At 48.1% G+C, this 20,459-nt stretch carries 16 protein-coding genes and 1 pseudogene; 5 read left to right on the plus strand and 12 right to left on the minus strand.

Annotation, left to right across the window (positions count from 1 at the left end; all coding sequences use genetic code 11):
* Positions 1 to 464: 464 nt before the first annotated feature.
* From B4E62_RS21365 to B4E62_RS00655, 4 genes and pseudogenes are all read right to left on the minus strand, one after another.
* Positions 465 to 974: pseudogene (locus tag B4E62_RS21365) on the minus strand (FAD-binding oxidoreductase); the annotation flags it as partial.
* A 449-nt stretch (positions 975 to 1,423) separates the two neighbouring features.
* Positions 1,424 to 2,563: a succinyl-diaminopimelate desuccinylase gene (dapE, locus tag B4E62_RS00645; protein ID WP_331350677.1), complete on the minus strand. Its 1,140-nt coding sequence runs from the start codon at positions 2,561 to 2,563 to the stop codon at positions 1,424 to 1,426.
* A 148-nt stretch (positions 2,564 to 2,711) separates the two neighbouring features.
* Entirely contained in the window at positions 2,712 to 3,281 is a 570-nt protein-coding gene (locus B4E62_RS00650) for an Hsp20/alpha crystallin family protein (protein ID WP_331350678.1), read from the minus strand.
* Positions 3,282 to 3,384: 103 nt separating this feature from the next.
* Positions 3,385 to 3,855, minus strand: a complete 471-nt coding sequence (locus B4E62_RS00655; RefSeq protein WP_310071600.1) for an Hsp20 family protein — start codon at positions 3,853 to 3,855, stop codon at positions 3,385 to 3,387.
* A gap of 469 nt (positions 3,856 to 4,324) precedes the next feature.
* On the opposite strand from B4E62_RS00655, the gene B4E62_RS00660 reads away from it, so the two are divergent.
* Genes B4E62_RS00660 through B4E62_RS00670 form a run of 3 tightly spaced genes read left to right on the plus strand, consistent with a single transcriptional unit; the run spans position 4,325 to position 9,255 of the window.
* The gene (locus B4E62_RS00660) at positions 4,325 to 5,308 is read left to right on the plus strand and encodes an ABC transporter ATP-binding protein (RefSeq protein WP_331350679.1); all 984 of its coding nucleotides are present in this window, start codon (positions 4,325 to 4,327) and stop codon (positions 5,306 to 5,308) included.
* Entirely contained in the window at positions 5,298 to 8,174 is a 2,877-nt protein-coding gene (locus tag B4E62_RS00665) for a Gldg family protein (RefSeq protein ID WP_331350680.1), read from the plus strand. Before B4E62_RS00660 ends, B4E62_RS00665 begins: the two co-directional genes overlap by 11 nt.
* A gap of 34 nt (positions 8,175 to 8,208) precedes the next feature.
* Positions 8,209 to 9,255, plus strand: a complete 1,047-nt coding sequence (locus tag B4E62_RS00670; RefSeq protein ID WP_331350681.1) for a DUF4340 domain-containing protein — start codon at positions 8,209 to 8,211, stop codon at positions 9,253 to 9,255.
* An 88-nt stretch (positions 9,256 to 9,343) separates the two neighbouring features.
* Here the strand turns inward: B4E62_RS00670 and B4E62_RS00675 are convergent, their stop codons facing one another.
* From B4E62_RS00675 to uxuA, 8 genes are all read right to left on the minus strand, one after another.
* Positions 9,344 to 10,045, minus strand: a complete 702-nt coding sequence (locus tag B4E62_RS00675) for a YebC/PmpR family DNA-binding transcriptional regulator (protein ID WP_331350682.1) — start codon at positions 10,043 to 10,045, stop codon at positions 9,344 to 9,346.
* Between the two features lie 130 nt (positions 10,046 to 10,175).
* Positions 10,176 to 11,207: a 2,3,4,5-tetrahydropyridine-2,6-dicarboxylate N-succinyltransferase gene (dapD, locus tag B4E62_RS00680; RefSeq protein WP_331350683.1), complete on the minus strand. Its 1,032-nt coding sequence runs from the start codon at positions 11,205 to 11,207 to the stop codon at positions 10,176 to 10,178.
* Positions 11,208 to 11,234: 27 nt separating this feature from the next.
* Positions 11,235 to 11,579, minus strand: a complete 345-nt coding sequence (locus tag B4E62_RS00685) for an ArsC family reductase (protein ID WP_310071615.1) — start codon at positions 11,577 to 11,579, stop codon at positions 11,235 to 11,237.
* A 4-nt stretch (positions 11,580 to 11,583) separates the two neighbouring features.
* The gene (gene nth / locus B4E62_RS00690) at positions 11,584 to 12,255 is read right to left on the minus strand and encodes an endonuclease III (protein ID WP_331350684.1); all 672 of its coding nucleotides are present in this window, start codon (positions 12,253 to 12,255) and stop codon (positions 11,584 to 11,586) included.
* Positions 12,252 to 13,451: a succinyldiaminopimelate transaminase gene (gene dapC, locus B4E62_RS00695; RefSeq protein WP_331350685.1), complete on the minus strand. Its 1,200-nt coding sequence runs from the start codon at positions 13,449 to 13,451 to the stop codon at positions 12,252 to 12,254. Before dapC ends, nth begins: the two co-directional genes overlap by 4 nt.
* Positions 13,452 to 13,470: 19 nt before the next feature.
* Positions 13,471 to 16,161 (minus strand): [protein-PII] uridylyltransferase, encoded by a 2,691-nt coding sequence (locus tag B4E62_RS00700; protein WP_331350686.1) that lies wholly within the window; start codon positions 16,159 to 16,161, stop codon positions 13,471 to 13,473.
* Positions 16,162 to 16,260: 99 nt separating this feature from the next.
* Positions 16,261 to 17,031 (minus strand): type I methionyl aminopeptidase, encoded by a 771-nt coding sequence (gene map, locus B4E62_RS00705; protein WP_331350687.1) that lies wholly within the window; start codon positions 17,029 to 17,031, stop codon positions 16,261 to 16,263.
* Positions 17,032 to 17,196: 165 nt separating this feature from the next.
* Positions 17,197 to 18,390 (minus strand): mannonate dehydratase, encoded by a 1,194-nt coding sequence (gene uxuA / locus B4E62_RS00710; RefSeq protein ID WP_331350688.1) that lies wholly within the window; start codon positions 18,388 to 18,390, stop codon positions 17,197 to 17,199.
* 330 nt (positions 18,391 to 18,720) lie between these two features.
* Here uxuA and rpsB point away from each other — a divergent pair, with 330 nt between their 5' ends.
* A complete protein-coding gene (rpsB, locus tag B4E62_RS00715) occupies positions 18,721 to 19,458 on the plus strand; it encodes a 30S ribosomal protein S2 (RefSeq protein ID WP_310071629.1) in 738 nt (245 codons plus the stop codon).
* A 127-nt stretch (positions 19,459 to 19,585) separates the two neighbouring features.
* Positions 19,586 to 20,455 (plus strand): translation elongation factor Ts, encoded by an 870-nt coding sequence (tsf, locus tag B4E62_RS00720; protein ID WP_310071632.1) that lies wholly within the window; start codon positions 19,586 to 19,588, stop codon positions 20,453 to 20,455.
* The last annotated feature ends 4 nt before the right edge of the window (positions 20,456 to 20,459 follow it).

A 20,459-nucleotide genomic window follows, 5' to 3' on the forward strand; every position in this document is an offset into this window, starting at 1 on the left:
AACCGGCGGCGAATATCTTTTACAGAACCAGCAACTGCCGCACGTGAACCGTATAAGGTTCCCAATCCTGTCCAGGCAGAAATTTTTCGTTCTTTCGCAAGTCGTTTTAAATAATTTGCACGCGCCTCACCCATTAGGAGCGATGCTAAAGGCGTATCGACTTGAGTGGAGAGAATGCGGCAATCATTCATCATAATAATACCGCCGATACCGGGGATATCTTCTGCAAGTTTGTTTAGCTCGGATTGGCTATTGATAAAAGCGTCATTGGTTTTCCATTCGAAGACTAAAATTCGGGTAGCTTCCGGTGAACGAGCCAATTGCACGCGCGCTTTGGTGACTATTCCGAAATTACCTTGCCGTAATAATCCCGCCCATGAATAACCGGTGCCCGCATTCCAGCGCTTGGCCATCTCGGGACAATTTAAATCCTGATAGGTGTGGCGAAACTCGGTGCCGTTGCCCCAGTAACCTTCCAATTCACTGATGGCATCAAAGTGATCGGTAATGGGTGTTAAGCCATAACCGCCGTCGAGTGCATTGCCGAGAATATTGCCGTTGGGGCCAACGCCGGTGGTGGGAACTAATAAATCCGCACCGCTTTTTTTAATCGCCGCATGTAAATCCGCTTGGGTAACTCCCGGTTCAATTAATGCGGTAGAGGATTGCACATCGATATATACGCGGCGCAGTTGCGATAAATCCACAATAAAACTGCGGCTGTCTACGGGTAGCGAAGTACCGTAACCAAAATTGCGTCCGCCACTAATTGGCCAGAGCGGTATTTTAAATTCATTGGCGAGTGCTAATACTTCCTGAATTGCATCCACTTCTTTAATGACAATGGCACCGGCGGGCAAACGTTGGCTTGCGCCGGTATCTGCTCCGTAATGAAAAGCCGCTTCTTCACGACTCAAGACTTTGGCACCGGGAATACGCAATACTTCGCTGAAAAAAGAGGTAGTCATGTTCATCTTCCTTTCAAATGCTGAATGACAAAAATTGCTTGAAGAGCAAAGGTGGGCTTGTTACTGCTCGCTTAAATATGTTCAAAAATTCGACATTTTTGCGGCAGTCACACAAGCATCAGCAAGAACTATGACAAATCTAAATTTCTTAACGTTTTCAACGGGTTTAATTATTATTTTGTAGTTGATGCCATCAAATTGACGCTTCAATCCTGTAGTGCGTTTTTAGTTATGGTGATTTAAGCGACAAGGGGGCAGATTAAAAGCGGGATTGTAATTATAAAAAAGTGTGCATTATTAATTTTGCAGAAGAAGGTAAGTGTGGATAAGTTGCGTGGAGTTTTAATGGATTAATAATCAAAAATTATGTGAAGCATTCGGATGGAATAAAGCGAGCATCGCTCGCCTTATTATGCTGGATTATTTGCTGTGTGTTTATCAGCAGATCCGTTTGTTTACACTAGCAATTTCTCCAGTGTGCGCTCATAAATTCTAGTCAGCTTATTCAAATCCTCGGCACTAATACATTCATTAACTTTATGGATAGTCGCATTGATGGGACCAAGCTCAACCACTTGTGCACCTGTGGGGGCAATAAAACGCCCATCGGAAGTACCGCCGGAAGTTGATAATTCGGTATCCAGTCCGGTTTCTACTTTAATCGCATCCACCACGGCATTCACCAAATCACCGCGCGGTGTTAAAAACGGTTGGCCGCTTAAAATCCACTGCAGGTCGTAGTTAACCTTGTGCTTGTTCAAAATCGCTTCGGTGCGCTCACGTAAGATTTGTTCAGTCAATTCTGTAGAAAAACGGAAATTAAATACCACTTCTACTTCACCGGGAATCACGTTAGTAGCGCCGGTTCCGCCATTGATATTGGATACCTGGAAACTGGTTGCCGGGAAAAATTCATTGCCATTATCCCAATGCTCCGCGGCAAGTTCGGCGAGGGCAGGGGCGAGCTTATGGATAGGGTTATCGGCCAGGTGTGGATAGGCAACGTGACCTTGGATGCCTTTCACTTTCAAAATCGCGCCGAGCGAACCACGGCGACCATTTTTAATCACATCGCCGACTACTTTAGTACTGGAAGGCTCACCCACAATACACCAAGTCATTTTGGTGTTTTGCGCTTCCAGCCATTCCACCACTTTCACGGTGCCATTAATTGATGGGCCCTCTTCATCACTGGTGATCAAAAATGCAATACGGCCTTTATGGTTAGGGTGTTGCGCAATAAAGTTTTCGCAGGCTATCACCATACATGCGAGCGAGCCTTTCATATCGGCCGCACCGCGGCCATGCAACATGCCATCAATAATTTGCGGCTCAAAGGGAGGGTTTTTCCAGTTGGCCTCGGGGCCTGTCGGTACTACATCAGTGTGGCCCGCAAAAGCGAGAAGAGGGCCGCTATCACCACGAATGGCCCAGAAGTTATCCACTTCGCCAAAGCGTAAACGCGAGGTTTTAAAGCCAATCGCTTCAAGGCGTTTAATCATCATTTCCTGGCAGCCGTCGTCTTCAGGGGTTACCGAGCGGCAGCGGATCAGGTCGGTGGCGAGTTGCAAAGTGGGGGTTAACGCAGCAGTCATGGTGTCATCCAGCAGTTGGGCATCAATTCGGGAAAAGTTCGCGGTGAATTTTACGCGATTTTGCGTCAGATTCGATGAGTCCTGCGGATAAAAAAGCCCCTGCCGCAATTGAGCCAAGGCTGCGGCAGAGGAGGTGCATTAAAACGCGTTAGTTGATGGGGATACGTTTGGTCTCACTGGCTGGCAACGCCTTGCGCGCGACACTAATGTCCAGCACACCATTTTTCATGCTCGCGTTGATACTGCTCTGGTCACAGTCATCGGGCAGCGCCAGCACGCGTTGGAAGCTGCCGTAACTGCGCTCAACGCGATAGTAATGGCGATCTTTCGTTTCAGATTCTTCTTTCTTCTCGCCACGAATGGTGAGCACGCCTTTATTGAGCTCAAGGGTAATATCTTTTTCGGTCAGACCGGGCGCTTCCAGGCTGATGTGATATGCCTTCTCATCACTTGCTACATTCAGTTTGGCTTGGAAGCCAGCTGCACTGAAAATGCCGTCGTCTGGCCAGCGGGCGTTGAATGCCGGCAGCGAAAAACCGCGAAATGCATCATCAAACAATCGATCTATTTCACGATGCAATTGCAGCATCGGGTGCGCTGTGTTTGGAGCGGTTTTCTCCTCGTTTTTTTCCAGATTACGTTTTACGGGAATAGTGGATGTTTTATTGGTTTCTTCATGGGTAAACCAATTCCAGGGGTTAAGTTGTTGCAGGTTCATAAATGCCTCCTATCGCAAAGCAAATATCGCAAAGAAGATGTCATCACTGCTCAATCAATTGAGTAAATCAGCGGGAGCAAAACAATTGCCCCCGCTGTATACCTTAAGCGGCTTTGCTGGTATCCGCATTGTGTTGGATCAAGTTTCCGGTGTTGTTAATGGCGATGTTTCTGGGTTTCATCGCCTCCGGAATTTCTTTTACCAAACTGATACTTAACAAGCCGTTATTGAGTTGGGCACCGGTCACTTCTACGTGGTCGGCCAAGCTGAACTTGCGCTCGAAACTGCGTGTGGCTATGCCCTGATGCAGATACTTGCGCTCCTCTTTACTGTCTTCGGCTTTTTTACCGCGCACAGTCAGTACGCCGCGCTCGGTTTGGATATCCAACTCGTGTTGCTCAAAGCCCGCCACCGCCAGGGTGATGCCGTAGCGGTTTTCGCCGGTAACTTCGATGTTGTAAGGTGGATAGCCAGCCGCGCTTTGATCGGCGCGTAGAGCTGTATCTAACAATGCACCTAAACGGTCGAAACCTATGGTGCTGCGATAGAGGGGAGAGAGATCAATTGCGTTCATAAAATATCCTCCGTAGGAAGCGATAGAAAATAAAAACAATTAATAGGTGATGGCTCGCACGCGACACCGATCACGTTTCTTATCTAGGGTTACCTCGGCAGGATTCAAGTTATTGTTTTAATAATAAATATTTATTCCGTGCTAACTGTTTATAAAAATTTTTACTAATATTTTTGTGTAGTGGGATCTTGAACTTTTTATTGGCGTCCCTATCTAAGCCCGCGTCTTCGTCCACTACGATTGTTTTCTGGGAATTATCCCGTTACTGAGGAAAAAACAATGTATAACGCGATCACTCAGCTGCGTTCCCGGCGTGCCTTGTATTGGCGTCCGCCGCCAAATTAATTCCCCGTTTTCCCAACCGTTTTGTGCTACTTCCTCGCATGAAGGAAATTGTTACGCCCATTATTTGTGCTGTTTTTCATTCGTCCATCTAGTTACTTCATTCGTCTATCCAAGGGAGGCTTTTATGCTGACAGTGTCAAAACTCAAGCGCGCCTACGGTGATTTTGTCGCGGCAGATGCCGTGGATTTTTCCATCGCCAAAGGAGAAATTGTCGGTTTGCTTGGCCATAACGGTGCGGGTAAAACCACCGTGATGAAAATGCTCAGTGGCTATCTTGAACCTAGCGCAGGCCAGATATTTTTCGAGGGAAAACTACTCGCGGATCACTTGAAAGCCCTGCAGCAAAAAATTGGTTATCTGCCCGAGAGTTTGCCGGTGTACCCGGAATTATCGGTTGGCGAGTATTTGGATTATGCCGCTGAACTAAAAGGATTGCGTGGCCTTGAAAAACAACATGAGGTAAAACGTGTTGTTAATGCAACGGATATTGCTGCGAAATTACTCGCGCCCATTGCAACTTTATCGCGCGGTTATAAACAGCGTGTGGGTGTTGCGCAGGCTTTGCTGGGCAAGCCACGGCTGCTCATTCTGGATGAGCCTACCAACGGCCTTGACCCGCAACAAACATTGCAGATGCGCGAGTTAATTCGTGCAATCGCTAAAGATGCCACCGTTATTTTATCTACTCATATCATGCAGGAAGTAGATGCACTCTGTGACCGTGTATTGATGATGCGTGCAGGCCGGTTGGTGTTGGATGAAAAGTTGGCTGAACTGCGTATTAGCCGTTCACTGCTACTGACGTCCAATCTGGCGGCGGCAGAATTACAAAAATTACTCAGCGCGATTACGGGTGTGAAAGCGATTGATTTGCTCACAAGCCAGAATAATGAAACCCATGTTCGCGTGCATATGGGTGAGGCTGGCGATGTAAAAGCAATCAGCGCTGGAATTGGCAAAGCGATTATCGCCAGCGGTGCAGAGCTTTATCAATTGCAACCGGAAACCCGTGACCTGGAAAGTCTGTTCCGTGAAGTGAACAACAATCTGCCCTTAACCAATGTCTCGTCCAATAATAAAAAGGAGGTGTTAGATCATGCAGCCTAAAAATACGATTGCGCGCATCGCCAATAAAGAAATCTCTCTATTTTTTTCCTCGCCAATCGCCTATTTATTTTTGGCGGCTTTTGCGGGCGTAACCCTGTTTACGTTTTTCTGGGGCGAAGCGTTTTTTGCGCGCAATATTGCCGATGTTCGCCCGCTGTTCGAATGGATGCCACTCTTGCTGATATTCCTCGCCAGCACGCTCACCATGCGTATGTGGAGTGAAGAGCGTCGCAGCGGCACTTTGGAATATGTACTGACTCAGCCAGTGCCCTTGTGGCATTTTGTGTTGGGGAAATTTCTAGGTTGTGTTGCACTGTTAGTGGTTGCGTTGGTGATCACGCTACCATTACCCATTACGGTTGCTGTTCTGGGTGATTTGGATTGGGGACCGGTGATTGCAGGCTATCTTGCAACATTGCTGTTGGGAGCTGCTTATTTAAGTATTGGTTTATTTGTCTCTTCGCGCAGCGATAACCAGATTGTGAGTTTGATTACCGCAGTGGCCTTGTGCGGTGTGTTTTATTTGTTGGGCAGCAAAGCCATTACCGATTTCTTTGGAACCGCTGCTAGCGAGTGGCTGCGTTTACTCGGCACAGGTTCGCGCTTTGAATCAATTACGCGCGGTGTGATTGATGTGCGCGATCTTTATTACTACCTCAGCCTGATTTTGATCTTCCTTGCGCTGAATACCTTTGCGCTTGAACGCGAGCGCTGGGCAGCAACTGGTAATAAACAACATCACCAAGGCTGGCGCGTGCTTACTGGTTTGCTGTTGGTTAATGCCTTGGGTGCAAATCTTTGGTTGGGCCAAATCAACAGCCTGCGGGTTGATGCTACACAAGGCAATCAATATTCCATTTCTTCGGCGACTGAACATTATCTGAATCAACTGCAAGAACCACTGTTGATTCGCGGTTATTTCAGTAGCAAAACCCATCCTTTACTATCGCCTTTGGTGCCGCAAATTCGCGACTTGATCAAAGAATATGAAATTGAAAGTTACGGAAAAGTGCGTGTGGAATTTATCGATCCGGCAACGAACCCTGAGCTGGAGCAAGAGGCCAATCAGAAGTACGCGATACAACCTGTGCCTTTCCAAATTTCTGATCGCTACCAAGCATCGGTCGTTAATTCCTATTTCAATGTGCTGGTGCAATATGGCGATGAGTATCAAGTGCTCGGCTTTCGCGATTTAATCGAAGTCAAAACCGGTGGTGAAGCCGATCTGGATGTCAAATTGCGCAACCCCGAACACGACCTGACGCGTGCAATCAAAAAAGTGTTGCACAGCTATCAAGCCGGAGGGAATTTATTTGATACCGTCAAAGGTGAGCTGGTCTTCAATGCCTATGTATCAACTGATTCCGCTCTGCCGCAGCCACTACAAGAATTTAAACGCGCGCTTGAAACTGAAATGAAAAAGCAGCAAGAAAAATCGGCTAATCGTTTGAAAGTCAATTTCATCGACCCTGCTGCAGATGGTGGAAAAGTGGGTGAGCAAATCGCGCAGGACTACGGTTTTAATCCCATGGCAACCAGTCTGTTGAGCAATGAGCGTTTTTATTTTTATCTGACCCTCGCACAGGGTGATCAGGTGGTGCAAATTCCACTCGATGATATGAGTGCTACTAGTTTTGAGCGTAACTTTGCCTCGGCATTAAAACGCTTTGCCAGCGGCTTTACCAAAACAGTTGCATTCGTTGCACCTGAAGCAGCCATGGCAAGTCACTACCAAGCGCAAGGTACACAATTTGGTCAGTTGGAACAATTTCTCGGTGCTGAATTGAATGTGGTGCGCGAAGATCTGGGCGATGGCTCGGTCAGCGGTGAAGCGGACGTGCTTTTCCTTGCTGCGCCTAAAGCGCTGAATGAAAAACAATTATTTGCTGTGGACCAATTCCTGATGCAGGGCGGCACTGTTATCGCAGCCACTTCGCCTTATGCCGCATCCTTAAGCCAGCGCAGCCTGAGTTTGCAAAAGCAGGAAAGTGGCTTGAGTGCATGGTTAAAACATCACGGCCTAAGCATTGATGAAAAATTAGTGATGGATAAACAAAGTGTGCCTTTCCCGCTACCAGTTAACCGCAACATCGGCGGCTTTAGTGTGCAGGAAATGCGCATGTTGGATTATCCCTATTTTATTGATGTGCGTGCGGATGGATTAAATGCTGAGAGTGCAATCACCAATAGTTTGCCACAAGCGACAATGGCTTGGGCTTCGCCGATTTTGTTGGATGCCGATAAACAAAAATCGCGCAAAGTAACTGAGTTGTTGCGCAGCTCGGATCAATCCTGGGTTAGTGGCGATATGAATATCGCACCGCAAATTACCAGTGAGGGTATAACGCGCTATCTGCCTAGCGGCGAACAAAAATCGCAATTGTTAGGTGTAGTTTCCCAAGGGCGTTTTGATTCATTCTTTGCTGGAAAAGAATCACCATTATTGAAAAAAGAGAATGCCGATTCTACCAATGAGCAAAACACTCAACCTGATGCAAGTAAAAATATCGGCAGTGTTATCCAACACTCACCCGATTCTGCACGCATCATTTTGTTTAGTTCAAATGACTTCCTGAGCGATCCTGTGGTGTCTATGGCGGGTATGGCAAATGGCGGCCAATACTTGAATAGCTTGCAGTTAATGGCCAACACCTTTGATTGGGCGCTGGAAGATGAAGGGCTGATGAGCATTCGCTCGCGCAGCAATTTCAACCGCACCTTGCCGACAATGGAGCAAAGTACACAAGCGTTCTGGGAATACTTGAATTATGCCTTGGCGTTGCTGGCGCTGGCTGTCGTCGGGTTTGTTCAGTACCGCGTCAAACGCGCACGCGAACAACAATATCGCCAATGGTTGGCCAGTTAATCGCAACTAAAATTTGCCCTGATTAGAGGAAATTATGATGAATCAATCAGTCACTATTGATGTACGCAACGCGCAGGAGCAGTTATCCGCATCTGCGTCACCGCTAAAATTATGGCAGCGACGCTTGACGATTTTATTAATAGCGCAAGTGTTGTTGATACTGGGCGTATTCGCGTACCAAGAAAATTCGCGCGTACAGTTCGATGCACAATTCTTGCTTGCCATTAAATCTGCCGACATAGACCGAATGGTCATTCAGGATGCCAGCAACAAAGTCACCTTGCAAAAAAACGGCAGCCAATGGCAGTTGCCGGAGTTGCACCAACTTCCTGTTGATAAGCAAAAGTTGGATGAGATATTGCAAAAACTCGATGGCACAAAACTGACTTGGCCGGTGACAACTACAGCAAGCAGCCATGAACGATTTGAAGTTTCCGGAACCAAATTCCAACGGCGAATCGAACTGTTTCAGGGCGATGCCAAAAAAGCAGATCTTTGGTTGGGGTCCACACCCGGCTTCAAAAAAATTCATCTACGGCGCGAGGGTGAGAATCAGGTTTACGCTGTCGAGCTAACAGCATTTGAATTTGCGACTGCATCAAATGATTGGCTCAAATCCGATTTGTTGGCAGTCAAGGATGTAACCTCAATCAAAGCTTCTGACTATGAGCTGCAAAAGAATGGTGAAGCCTGGACGTTCGTTGCCACCACTCACGATGCAAATACACAAAAGGTAAATGCAACTAAAGTAACGGAGTTGATGAATGCGATTGGTAACTTGCAAGTTCAGGAGGTGGTAGCACAAGTACCCCAAGGCGAAACCACAAAATTATCAGCCAAATCTGCTGCCGGTGAATTTAACTTTGAATTTACTAAAGCGGGGGGCGGCAATTTTGTGAAGCGCAGCGATCGTGATTTGTATTTCAAGTTATCGCAGACTGAGTTTGAGCGTATTGCGAATGTGAATAAGGGTGCGCTACTTGCTAGTGAATCTACTTCAAGTAATACAGCAGCTGATCCTGTTTCTAATTTGGTAAATCAGTCAATGCAGGGGATATTAAATGGCGAGAAATCCAACTAACCGCTATATTTATCTCTGTTAAAAAAAAGCCCGACAGGAAACTGCCGGGCTTTTTTGCAAACAATGGCACGATAACTTTATGTGGGACTTACCCCGCCAACCCCACGTAAACCTCATGCACATCATCATCATTATCGATAGCAGCAAGGAATGCTTCGACTTCTTCTAGCGCTTCCCCAGACAAGCTCACAGGGTTTTTAGGTTTGTAGCCGAGTTTGGCTGACACAACAGTAAAACCTTGGTCTGGCAATGCTTTTTGCACCATATCCAAATCAGTTGGATCTGTATAAAAGGTTGCGGTGCCATCATCGTCTAATTCGAAATCTTGTGCGCCTGCTTCAATCGCTGCGGTTTCGATATCGGCATCTTTATTCGCCGCATTCGCTTCGATAATTCCCAAGTGATCAAAATCCCAAGAGACTGAACCGGAAGTACCGAGTTGGCCTTTGCGGAATAAACCGCGAATATTGGAGATGGTTCGGTTTACGTTGTCGGTGAGGCATTCAACGATCACGGGTACCTGATGCGGTGCATAACCTTCGTATACGACTTTTTCGTAGCTGGCTGCACCGTCGAGTTGGCCTGAGCCTTTTTTAATGGCGCGCTCCAAAGTCTCACGTGTCATTGATGCTTTTTTTGCTTGAACGATAGCGAGGCGCAGGCGCGGGTTCATGTCCGGGTCTGCACCGGCGCGTGCAGCGATCATGATTTCTTTGGTGAGTTTGGTAAAAATTTTACCCTTAGCACTCGCCGCTTCTTCTTTATGTTTTGCTTTCCATTGTGCGCCCATAATTATCGCCTCGTTGTTTGCACAAACCAATTGTGCCTGGTTTATTGGTAGGGGCGCTGCTTGCTGCGCCCGCCTTGATTGTCGAAAAATAATGCGTTGAAAGCAGGGCGCTGCAAGCGGCGCCCTGCTATTAATTTTTGTGCAATGCAGTATTTAATTGCAGTGCGCTTTTATTCGTTACTACTTCTACGCGACCGGTAATGGAGTTGCGACGAAATACCAAATCAGAAACGCCTGCCAGCTCGCGCGCTTTCACCGTTTTTACTTCGCTACCTGCATCATCAAGGACAACTACTTTTGTACCTGCCGTGATGTAAAGGCCGGATTCTACTTTGCAGCGGTCGCCCAAGGGAATACCGATGCCAGCGTTGGCACCTATCAGGGATTCCTTGCCAACAGAGATCACAATATTACCACCGCCTGAGAGGGTACCCATAGTGGAGCTACCGCCGCCCAGATCGGAACCGGCGCCAACAAAAACGCCGGCAGAGATGCGTCCTTCAATCATCGCGGGGCCTTCGGTACCAGCGTTAAAGTTAACAAAACCTTCGTGCATGATGGTGGTGCCTTCGCCTAAATAGGCACCCAAGCGCACGCGCGCGGTGTGTGCAACACGTACACCTTTAGGTACAACGTAGTTGGTCATTTTAGGGAATTTATCGACGCAGGAAACTTCCAGTTCTTCGCCATTCAAACGCGCTTGCAGTTGGCGCGCAGGCAGTTCGTTGACATCGATAGCGCCCTGGTTAGTCCATGCAACATTCGGCAGTACACCGAAAATACCGGCGAGCACAGTGTTGTGCGGTTTAACCAAGCGGTGCGATAACAAATGCAATTTCAAATAACCTTCCGGCACTGACGCGGGAATGGTATCTGTTGCGAGTAAGGTGGCGACCAGCGGGCGTTTGCTATTGACCAATGCTTTAGCGATTTCAGCTTGCGCGCTATCGCCCGCAATCGTAAGTGCTTGAGCAATTTCGCTTGCTTGGTTATTGGTTAAGGCGATGGCTTGGTTGCCTTCGGTGTAACCCACAATGTTGGCAATGGCGCGTGCGCTGGCTTCGGTTGGATTTAATACGGGGTGTGCATAAAACACCTCCAGCCATTCACCTTTTGCGTTCTGTGTGCCTATACCTAAACCGAGTGCGTAGAGTTGAGTCATTTTTTTTCCTGACGATAGTTCAAATAATTAATTAAAAATGGTGGTGTATTCGGCGTCTTTAAAGCCGACGTATTTTTGTTTGCCAGTGTCGAGCAGTGGGCGTTTTATCAGCGTCGGGTTTTCACTGATAACAGTCGCCGCAGTGGTTTCGTTAAAATGGGTCTTGGTGGCTTCGTCCAATTCTTTCCAGGTGGTGCTGCGTTTGTTGACGAGTGTTTCCAAACCGATTTCTGTTATCCAGTTCTTTACTTGCGCTAGGGTTAAGCCATCGGCACGGAAGTCGTGAAAGCGATAATCCACATTATGCTGTTCAAGCCAGGAGCGGGCTTTTTTCACTGTGTCGCAGTTTTTTATGCCGTATAAAGTAATCATAGGTTTAAGGTTTCAATACAATTTTTGGTTTTTTTCGTGTCGGATAACAGGTCCTGCATATTTCACACACTGTGCCATCGCAACTCCGTGCCGAGCAGAACTCACGGCCGTAATAAATAATTTGTAAATGCAATGCATTCCAGGTGTCTTGTGGAAAAAGACGTTTTAAATCTTTTTCGGTTTGCACCACATTTTTTCCGTTCGTTAAACCCCAGCGTTGTGCAAGGCGGTGGATATGGGTATCTACCGCAAACGCCGGGAGCCCAAACGCCTGGCTCATGACCACGCTTGCCGTTTTATGGCCTACCCCGGGTAGGCGTTCCAGTGCTTCCCAATCGGCGGGAACCTGGCCTTGGTGTTCATCAACCAGGATTTGCGATAACACCGAAATCGCTTTGGATTTTTGTGGTGACAAACCACAGGGGCGAATAATTTCCTGAATTTTTTCGACAGGTACTTTTGCCATATCGAATGGATTGTCTGCCAGTGCAAAAAGCGCCGGTGTTACCGTGTTGACGCGTTCATCCGTACATTGCGCCGAAAGCAGTACGGCGATTAATAATGTATAGGCATCTTTGTGTTGCAATGGAATCGGCGGGTTGGGGTAGAGGCTTTGCAGTTTGTGCAATATAAATTCTACTCGTGCCGCTTTGGTTAGGCTCTTGCTTCCACTCATAGCGATTGCACAAACGCTTTGATTCGTTCTGCAGCCTGAATACATTCAGCCAAGGGTGCAACCAGTGCGAGGCGCACATAATATTCACCGGGATTAAAACCATTCGCTTCACGCGCCAAATAACTACCGGGCAAGACTGTAACTTTTTGCTGCGCAAATAATTGTTGCGCAAAGTCTTCGCCTTTAATTGGCGTTTTAGGCCAGAGATAAAAGCTGGCATCGGGCTTTGCTACATCCAGCACGCCGTCCAGTATTGCCAGTACAGCGTCGAACTTTTGGCGATAGGCTTCGCGGTTGTCTATTACGTGGCTTTCATCTTGCCATGCCGCAACGCTCGCTAATTGCGTTGGTACTGGCATAGCACAGCCGTGATAGGTGCGATATAGCAGAAATTTTTCCAGGATTTTTGCATCACCGCCGACAAAGCCGGAACGCAATCCAGGTAAATTGGAGCGTTTGGATAGGCTGTGAAAAACCACGCAGCGGGCAAAATCATCGCGACCTAATTCAGCGCAAGCTTGCAGTAAACCGACGGGGGGATTTTGTTCATCAAAATACAATTCTGAATAGCATTCATCCGACGCGATAACAAAATCATATTGATCGGCGAGCGCAATTAATTGTTTTAGTTGTGCGCTGCTCATGACTGCGCCGGTTGGGTTGCCAGGCGAGCAAATAAATAATAGCTGGCAGTGTTCCCAGACGGCGGTGGGCACTGCGGCGAAATCGGGGATAAAATTATTTTCCGGCGTGCAGTTTAAAAAGTAAGGTTCAGCACCGGATAAAATCGCAGCACCTTCATAAATTTGGTAAAAAGGATTAGGCGATACAATTAACGGGTTTGGTTTGCTGCGATCAACAATCGCTTGTGCAAACGCAAAGAGCGCTTCGCGGGTGCCGTTTACGGGCAGAACATGTTTATCCGCGGTAAAAGTTCCGCTATTTAAATGGAAGCGTTTGCTTGCCCAAGTAGCGATAGCCTCGCGTAATTCCGGCAAGCCTTTAGTGGTGGGGTAGTTTGATAACTTCCCCAGATTTTTCACCAGAGTTTCCAGAACAAATGCCGGCGGCTCATGTTTGGGTTCACCGATGGACAACATAATATCTGTGAGCTGCGCAGGTGCAGAAACTGCCGCTTTAAGGGCGGCGAGTTTTTCAAACGGGTAGGGGTGTAACTGGCTTAAATCCGGGTTCATAGTGTGTTGTCAAAATAAATTAAAGTTTATCGACGCGTTTATCTAATTGCTCGCAAATTTGTTGTTGTAGTTTTTCGCAGAGCTCGGGGTCGCTCAAAGGTTTTCCTTCGCTAGTGGCGATAAAAAACATATCCTCTACGCGCTCACCCAAGGTGGCGATGCGTGCATTCAATAATTGAATATCAAAATCCATAAAAATACGGCCAATACAGGCAAGCAGGCCGGGGCGATCCGGACTGATGACTTCCAGCACGCTGCAATTCCGAATCGTATCGGTATTGAGTGTGGTGCGCGTGGGCGATGCAAAATATTTCAGGCGACGCGGTGTGCGGCGGCCAATGACTTCGCGGTAATTATCATTCACCAAACTCAGCTCATCGATCAATGCCTGTTGGATTTTTTTAAGCAGTGCGGGGTTATTGCCTAATGGCTCTCCGTTTTCATTGAGCACAAAAAAGGTATCAATGGTGTAACCGGATTTCGAGCTGTAAATCTTTGCATCTTGAATGCTGAGGTTGGAGTTGCTGAGTGCCGTTGCAGCAGCGACAAATACGTTTTTTTGGTTTTTGCTGTACACAAAAATTTGTGTTGCACCGGCCAATTCTTTGCTAGTGGTTTTTTTGATCAGCACCAACGGTTTGTCATCGGTACGGGCAGCAATTGCCTCTGTGTGCCATGCAATATCTACAAAGTTTTCGCGCAGGAAGTAGTCGTCACCCATATCGCCCCAGAGTGCGAGTACTTGCTCTTTGCTCAAACCTTTGCGCGCAAGTTTGCGAATCGCTGCTTGTTGCGTCTCGTCAATTAAATCCTGCTTATCGACGTTGTTTTCCAAGCCGCGACGCAGTGCGCGGCGGGTATCCAAATACAAATTGCGCAGCAAGCTCGCGCGCCAGGTGTTCCACAATTCTTTGTTGGTGCCATTGATGTCGGCAACGGTGAGGCAATATAAATAATCCAAATGTAACTGGTCGCCCACAGTCAGCGCGAAATTATGGATGACCTCTGGATCGGAAATGTCCTGCTTTTGCGATACCTGCGACATCAACAAATGTTTTTCAACCAGCCAGCAAATCAAACGCGTTTCGCGCGGCGATATGCCGTGGCGCGCGCAAAATTCTTCGGCATCGACTGCGCCGAGCGTGGAGTGATCGCCACCGCGACCTTTGCCGATATCGTGATACAAACCGGCGATGTATAGCAGCTCCAGTTTGGGCAGGCGGTTCATAATGGTGGCGGCGACAGGGAAATCTTCTTTTGCTGATGGCAACAGGAAGTTACACATGTTCTGCACAACTTTGAGTGTGTGTGCATCGACAGTGTAGATATGAAATAAATCGTGTTGCATTTGGCCGGTAACCTGGCCGAATTCCGGCAGGTACAAACCGAGGATACCGTAGCGCGACATGCGCTTTAATTGTTCAACCAAACCGGCGGGCTGCTGCAGTAATTTAATAAACAGCTGGGTGTTTTTCGGATTGGAGCGGAAGCTGTCATCAATTAAATGGCGGCTCTCGCGAATCCACCGAATAGTAGATGCACGCACGCCTTCAATCTGTGGGTTCTGCGCCATCAGCACAAACATTTCCAGCAGCGCGGACGGGTTTTCTTCAAACACATAAGTGTGAGTTGCTTCAATATAGTTGTCACGCAACTGAAAGCGTTCGTTGATCGATACCACGCTTTTGGTTTTGCCTTTTTGCAAAATGGCTTCGGACAAAAATTGCAGTACTACATCGTTGAGTTCGCGCAATGCGAGCACGGTGCGATAGTACTTATGCATGAATTGCTCTACCGCCAAACCTTCCTTGCCATCGACGTAGCCAAAAAATTTGGCGATCTCGCGCTGATAATCAAACAGCAAGCGCTCTTCCGGGCGTTTGGCCGTCATGTGCAGTGCATAGCGTACGCGCCATAAGTATTCTTCGCCGGAATTGAGCAGGGAAAATTCTTCGTCGGTAAAAAATCCTTTACCTTCCAGCTGTTTAATCGTGCGTACACCAAAGTAACGCTTGGTAACCCAATTGATGGTTTGGATGTCGCGCAAGCCGCCGGGGGCGTTTTTGATATTGGGTTCGAGGTTGTATTCGGTATCGTTGTACTTTTTGTGGCGATCCAATTGTTCCTGATATTTTGCGCGGAAAAATTCTTCGATCGGCCAAATTTTATCGGGGTTTGATTCTTGTAGCAGTTCATAGCGTAGCGATTGGTCGCCGACCAAAGTGCGCGATTCCATAATATTGGTGGCGACGGTGATATCGGTGCGTGCAATTTCAATAGTTTGTTTGACGGTGCGCACGCTGCTGCCGATTTCCAAACCTATGTCCCACAAGAGCGTGAGAAATTTTTCGATATTGTCTTTGCAGCGCTCCAATATTTCAGGGCGATGCAAAATTAACAAATCGATATCGGAACCTGGATGCAACTCGCCGCGTCCATAGCCGCCAACGGCTTCAAGACTTATGCTGTCCGGCCATTCAAATTGATACCAGGCGTAGTGCAATACACAGTCGATAAACAACGCGCGTTCATACACCAGTGCGCGTATGTCTTCACCTTCAATAAAGCGGCGATTGGCTTGGGTGCCAGCAGCGTTGATAGCATCTTTAAAAACGGTGATGATGGGTTTTTCGGCCAGCGCGCGGCGAAAGCGGCTTTGGTCAAAGAAAAACAATGGCCGCTCGAAATAGGGCACCGCATTAATCGACATGGGGTTACTGGATTCCTGAGGAATTGACGGCTGGGCTGGTGGGGTAGCTGAGGCGGGTTTGTTAAAAACCCGCTTTAAAAAATCCGGCAAGCTCATCGTTTAAAAAACTTCGCCGGTGCGTGCGGTTAATACTTCCACGCCGTCTTTAGTCACCACCATGGTGTGCTCCCACTGCGCGGAAAGGCGGCCGTCTTTTGTTTCTACTGTCCAGCCGTCATTTTTCAATTTGGTTTGCGGTTTGCCAGCGTTGATCATAGGCTCGATGGTAAAGGCCATGCCTTCTTTTAATTCCATGCCGGTGCCAGGGCGACCGTAGTGCAGGATTTGTGGATCTTCATGGAATACTTTGCCGATCCCATGCCCGCAATATTCACGTACAACCGAGTAGTAGGCGCCTTCAGCATGTTGCTGGATGACATGGCCGATATCGCCCAAGCGACATCCTGGTTTCACCAGTTTGATGGCTTTGTACATGCATTCCTGGGTGATATTAACCAAGCGCTCGGCGTGCGGGGCGGGAGGGCCGACAAAATACATAGCGCTAGTGTCGCCATGGTAGCCCTCATAAATCACAGTTACATCAATGTTGATGATGTCACCGGTTTTAAGGACTTTTTTATCGGAGGGGATTCCGTGGCACACCACTTGATTGACAGAGGTGCAAATCGATTTGGGAAAGCCGCGATAACCAAGACAGGCTGGAATGGCTTTTTGCACATTCACTATATGGTCGTGGCAGAGCTGATCCAACTCGGCAGTAGTAACGCCCGGCTGGACATGCGGGCCAATCATTTCCAACACTTCGGCAGCCATACGGCCGGCGATGCGCATTTTCTCTATTTCTTCCGGAGTTTTGATAGTAACTGACATGAATTCAGGCGATCTCAGCGGGTGAATGAAAAGATGCCGCATTCTAAACGATTCTATGCCGGTTTGACCAAGATCAATCCTTTATTGGTGCAATAGCCACTGCTCGTAGCCAGCTATGAAGCCTGGCGGAGTAGGGGACCGCGCCCGTTTCCGCCATAACGCATATTACTGTGCTGCCCGAGCGCGCAAACTGGTCAGGGTATGAATTACTCCACGCAATTCAGCCAGGCCTTTCATCCGGCCAGCATAGGAATAGCCTGGGTTGATACCTGGCTTGCCGATCTCATCCCCCATTAAATGACCATGGTCCGGGCGCATGGAGATTGCAGGAAGGTTGATGTGGTTGCGTTTGCGGCGCTCTTCTTCATCCAGCAGCGCATCTATCAAGCCGACCATATCGTTGTCGCCATCGAGGTGATCCGACTCGAAGAAGGAGCCGTCCTCTTCGCGTTTGATATTGCGCAGGTGCACAAAGTAAATCCGCTCGCCAAATTCCCGTGCCATGGCAACCAGATCGTTGTCGCAGCGCGCGCCGTAAGAGCCCGCACACAGTGTCAGGCCATTGGCGGGGCTGGGGACTGCGTTGAGTAGCGCGCGGGCGTCATCAGCAGTTGATACTACCCGCGGCAAACCGAATAGCGAAAATGGCGGGTCATCGGGATGGATGCACATGCGCACTCCGGCTTCTTCGGCAACGGGGATAATCTCGCGCAGGAATGCAAACAGGTTCGCGCGCATGCCTTCATCACCCATTTGGATAAACAGGTCGATAGCCGCACGGATACCATCGCGATCATAGGAGCCTTCACCGCCCGGCAATCCGGCGATGATGTTTTTCTCCAGTAGGACTTTTTCTTCCTCGCTCATGACATCCAGGCGCGCTTTGGCTTTGGCGAGCACATCGGGGCGATAGGATTGTTCAGCACCGGGGCGCTTCAATATATAGGCATCGTAAGCGGCAAAATCGCTCATCTCAAAACGCAGGGCGCGGGCATTGTTGGGCAAGGTGTAGTTGAGATTGGTGCGGGTCCAATCCACAACCGGCATAAAGTTGTAGCAGACATCGTAAACACCGGCGGCACCGACATTGCGGATCGACTCTTTATAGTTGTCGATATACTGCTGGAAGTTGCCGGTGCGGGTTTTGATATCGTTGTGCAGTGGGATGCTTTCGATAACTGCCCACTCAAGGCCAGCGGCCTCAATCAATCGTTTGCGTTCGAGGATATCCCCCATCGGCCAAACGGCTCCAGTCGGGATGTGGTGTAGGGAAGTGACTATGCCGGTGGCTCCGGCTTGGGCGATATTTTCAAGACTGACTGTATCTTTAGGGCCAAACCAACGCCAGGTTTCTTTCATTGTGATATCTCTGATGAAATTTTTCGGGAGCTTATATGACTAGTGTACAAGTTGAAAGGATGTTGGCCTAGAGTCTAAGCAGTTCCTTACACTGGCAAAATCATGCTCGGACCGTGTTTTTGGTTTCTCTGGCAGCTTTTTTGTGGTATAAAGCGCGCCTCTTTTTGGGCTGAGTGCTGCTCGACCCATCCGAGAACCTTGATTTTCACTTAATTTACCAACGTCACATATATACCGACACGCAAAACCTGGGTGCCCAATGCTCGCTTCGGAGGACATGATGGTTGGTTAGCGGGGTATATAGAGGCCTAACCCAGTAGGAATACTAAAATGCCACAAGTAAGCATGCGCGACATGTTGTCTGCCGGTGTCCACTTCGGTCACCAAACCCGTTACTGGAACCCAAAGATGGGTAAATACATCTTCGGTGCACGTAACAAGATCCATATTATTAACCTTGAGCACACCGTTCCTGCATTCAACGAAGCTTTGGCTTTGGTGCAACAAATGGCGTCGCAAAAGAAAAAAATTCTGTTTGTTGGTACCAAGCGCGCTGCGCAAAAAATTATCAAAGAGCAGGCTGAACGTGCTGGCCAGCCTTTCGTAAGCCACCGTTGGTTAGGTGGTATGTTGACCAACTACAAAACCATCCGTGCGTCTATCCGTCGTCTGTCAGAACTGACTACACAAAGCCAGGACGGTACCTTCACCAAGCTGACCAAAAAAGAAGCTTTGATGCGTACTCGCGATATGGAAAAGCTGGAGCGTTCTATCGGCGGTATCAAAAATATTGCCGGTCTACCTGATGCAATGTTTGTAATCGACGTTGATCACGAGCGTATTGCCATTCAAGAAGCTAACAAGTTGGGAATCCCTGTTATTGGTATCGTTGATACTAACAGCAACCCTGAAGGCGTTGACTATGTAATTCCAGGTAACGACGACGCCATCCGTGCGATCAAGTTGTATGTTGCTGCTATTGCTGACGCTTGTCTGGAAGGTGGTAAATCAGCATCTTCAGTTCCAAACAAAGATGAATACGTAGCTGCCGAAGGCGCTGCTGAGTAATCGTAAGCAGTAATCAAACGACCATAAAACTCCAGTAGCCTGCATGCAGGCACAGAGTTGTCGGAAGAGGGGGCTTAGCCCCCTTTTTTCAAAATTGAATTCGAACATTTCTATAGAGGAAACAACCATGACAGCTGTTACTCCTGCATTGGTAAAAGAACTGCGCGACCGTACTGGTTTGGGCATGATGGAATGTAAAAAAGCGTTGGGCGAAGCCAATGGTGACGTTGATTTGGCGATCGAAAACCTGCGTAAAGTATCTGGCTTGAAAGCAGCTAAAAAAGAAGGCCGTACTGCAGCTGATGGTGTTGTTGCGGTTAAAGTTGCACCGGATAACAGCTACGGCGTAATCGTAGAAGTTAACTCTGAAACTGACTTCGTTGCGCGCGATGCTGGCTTCCTCGCTTTCGTAAACACTGTGTTGGATAAAGCTTTCACTACCAAGCAATCCGACGTTGCTGCTGTTATGGCGGGCGAGTTGGAAGCGGCGCGTGAAGCACTGGTACAGAAAATCGGTGAAAAGATCAGCGTTCGTCGCATCAGCTTGGTTGAAGGCGGCGTAGTTGGTGGTTACTTGCATTTGAACAACCGCATCGCGGTATTGGTTCAATTGGAAGGTGGCAACGAAGAAACTGCTAAAGACGTTGCTATGCACGTGGCTGCGGTTAACCCACAAGTGGTTAGCTCTGACCAGATGCCAGCTGACGTAGTAGAGAAAGAAAAAGAAATCATCCGTGCTCAACCAGACATGGCTGGTAAACCAGCTGAGATCGTCGAGAAGATGATTGTTGGCCGTATCAGCAAATTCCTGAAAGAAGCTAGCTTGGTTGATCAAGCTTTCGTTAAGAACCCGGAGCAAACTGTTGCCCAATTCGCTAAAGCAGCGGGTGCAACTGTGAAGAATTTTGTGCGTCTGGAAGTGGGCGAAGGTATCGAAGTTGCAGTAGTTGACTTCGCTGCTGAAGTTGCTGCACAAGTTGCTGCTTCAAAGGCGTAATTAG

It is taken from the genome of Cellvibrio sp. UBA7671 (genome assembly GCA_002483145.1).
Classification (GTDB): Bacteria; Pseudomonadota; Gammaproteobacteria; order Pseudomonadales; family Cellvibrionaceae; genus Cellvibrio; species Cellvibrio fibrivorans.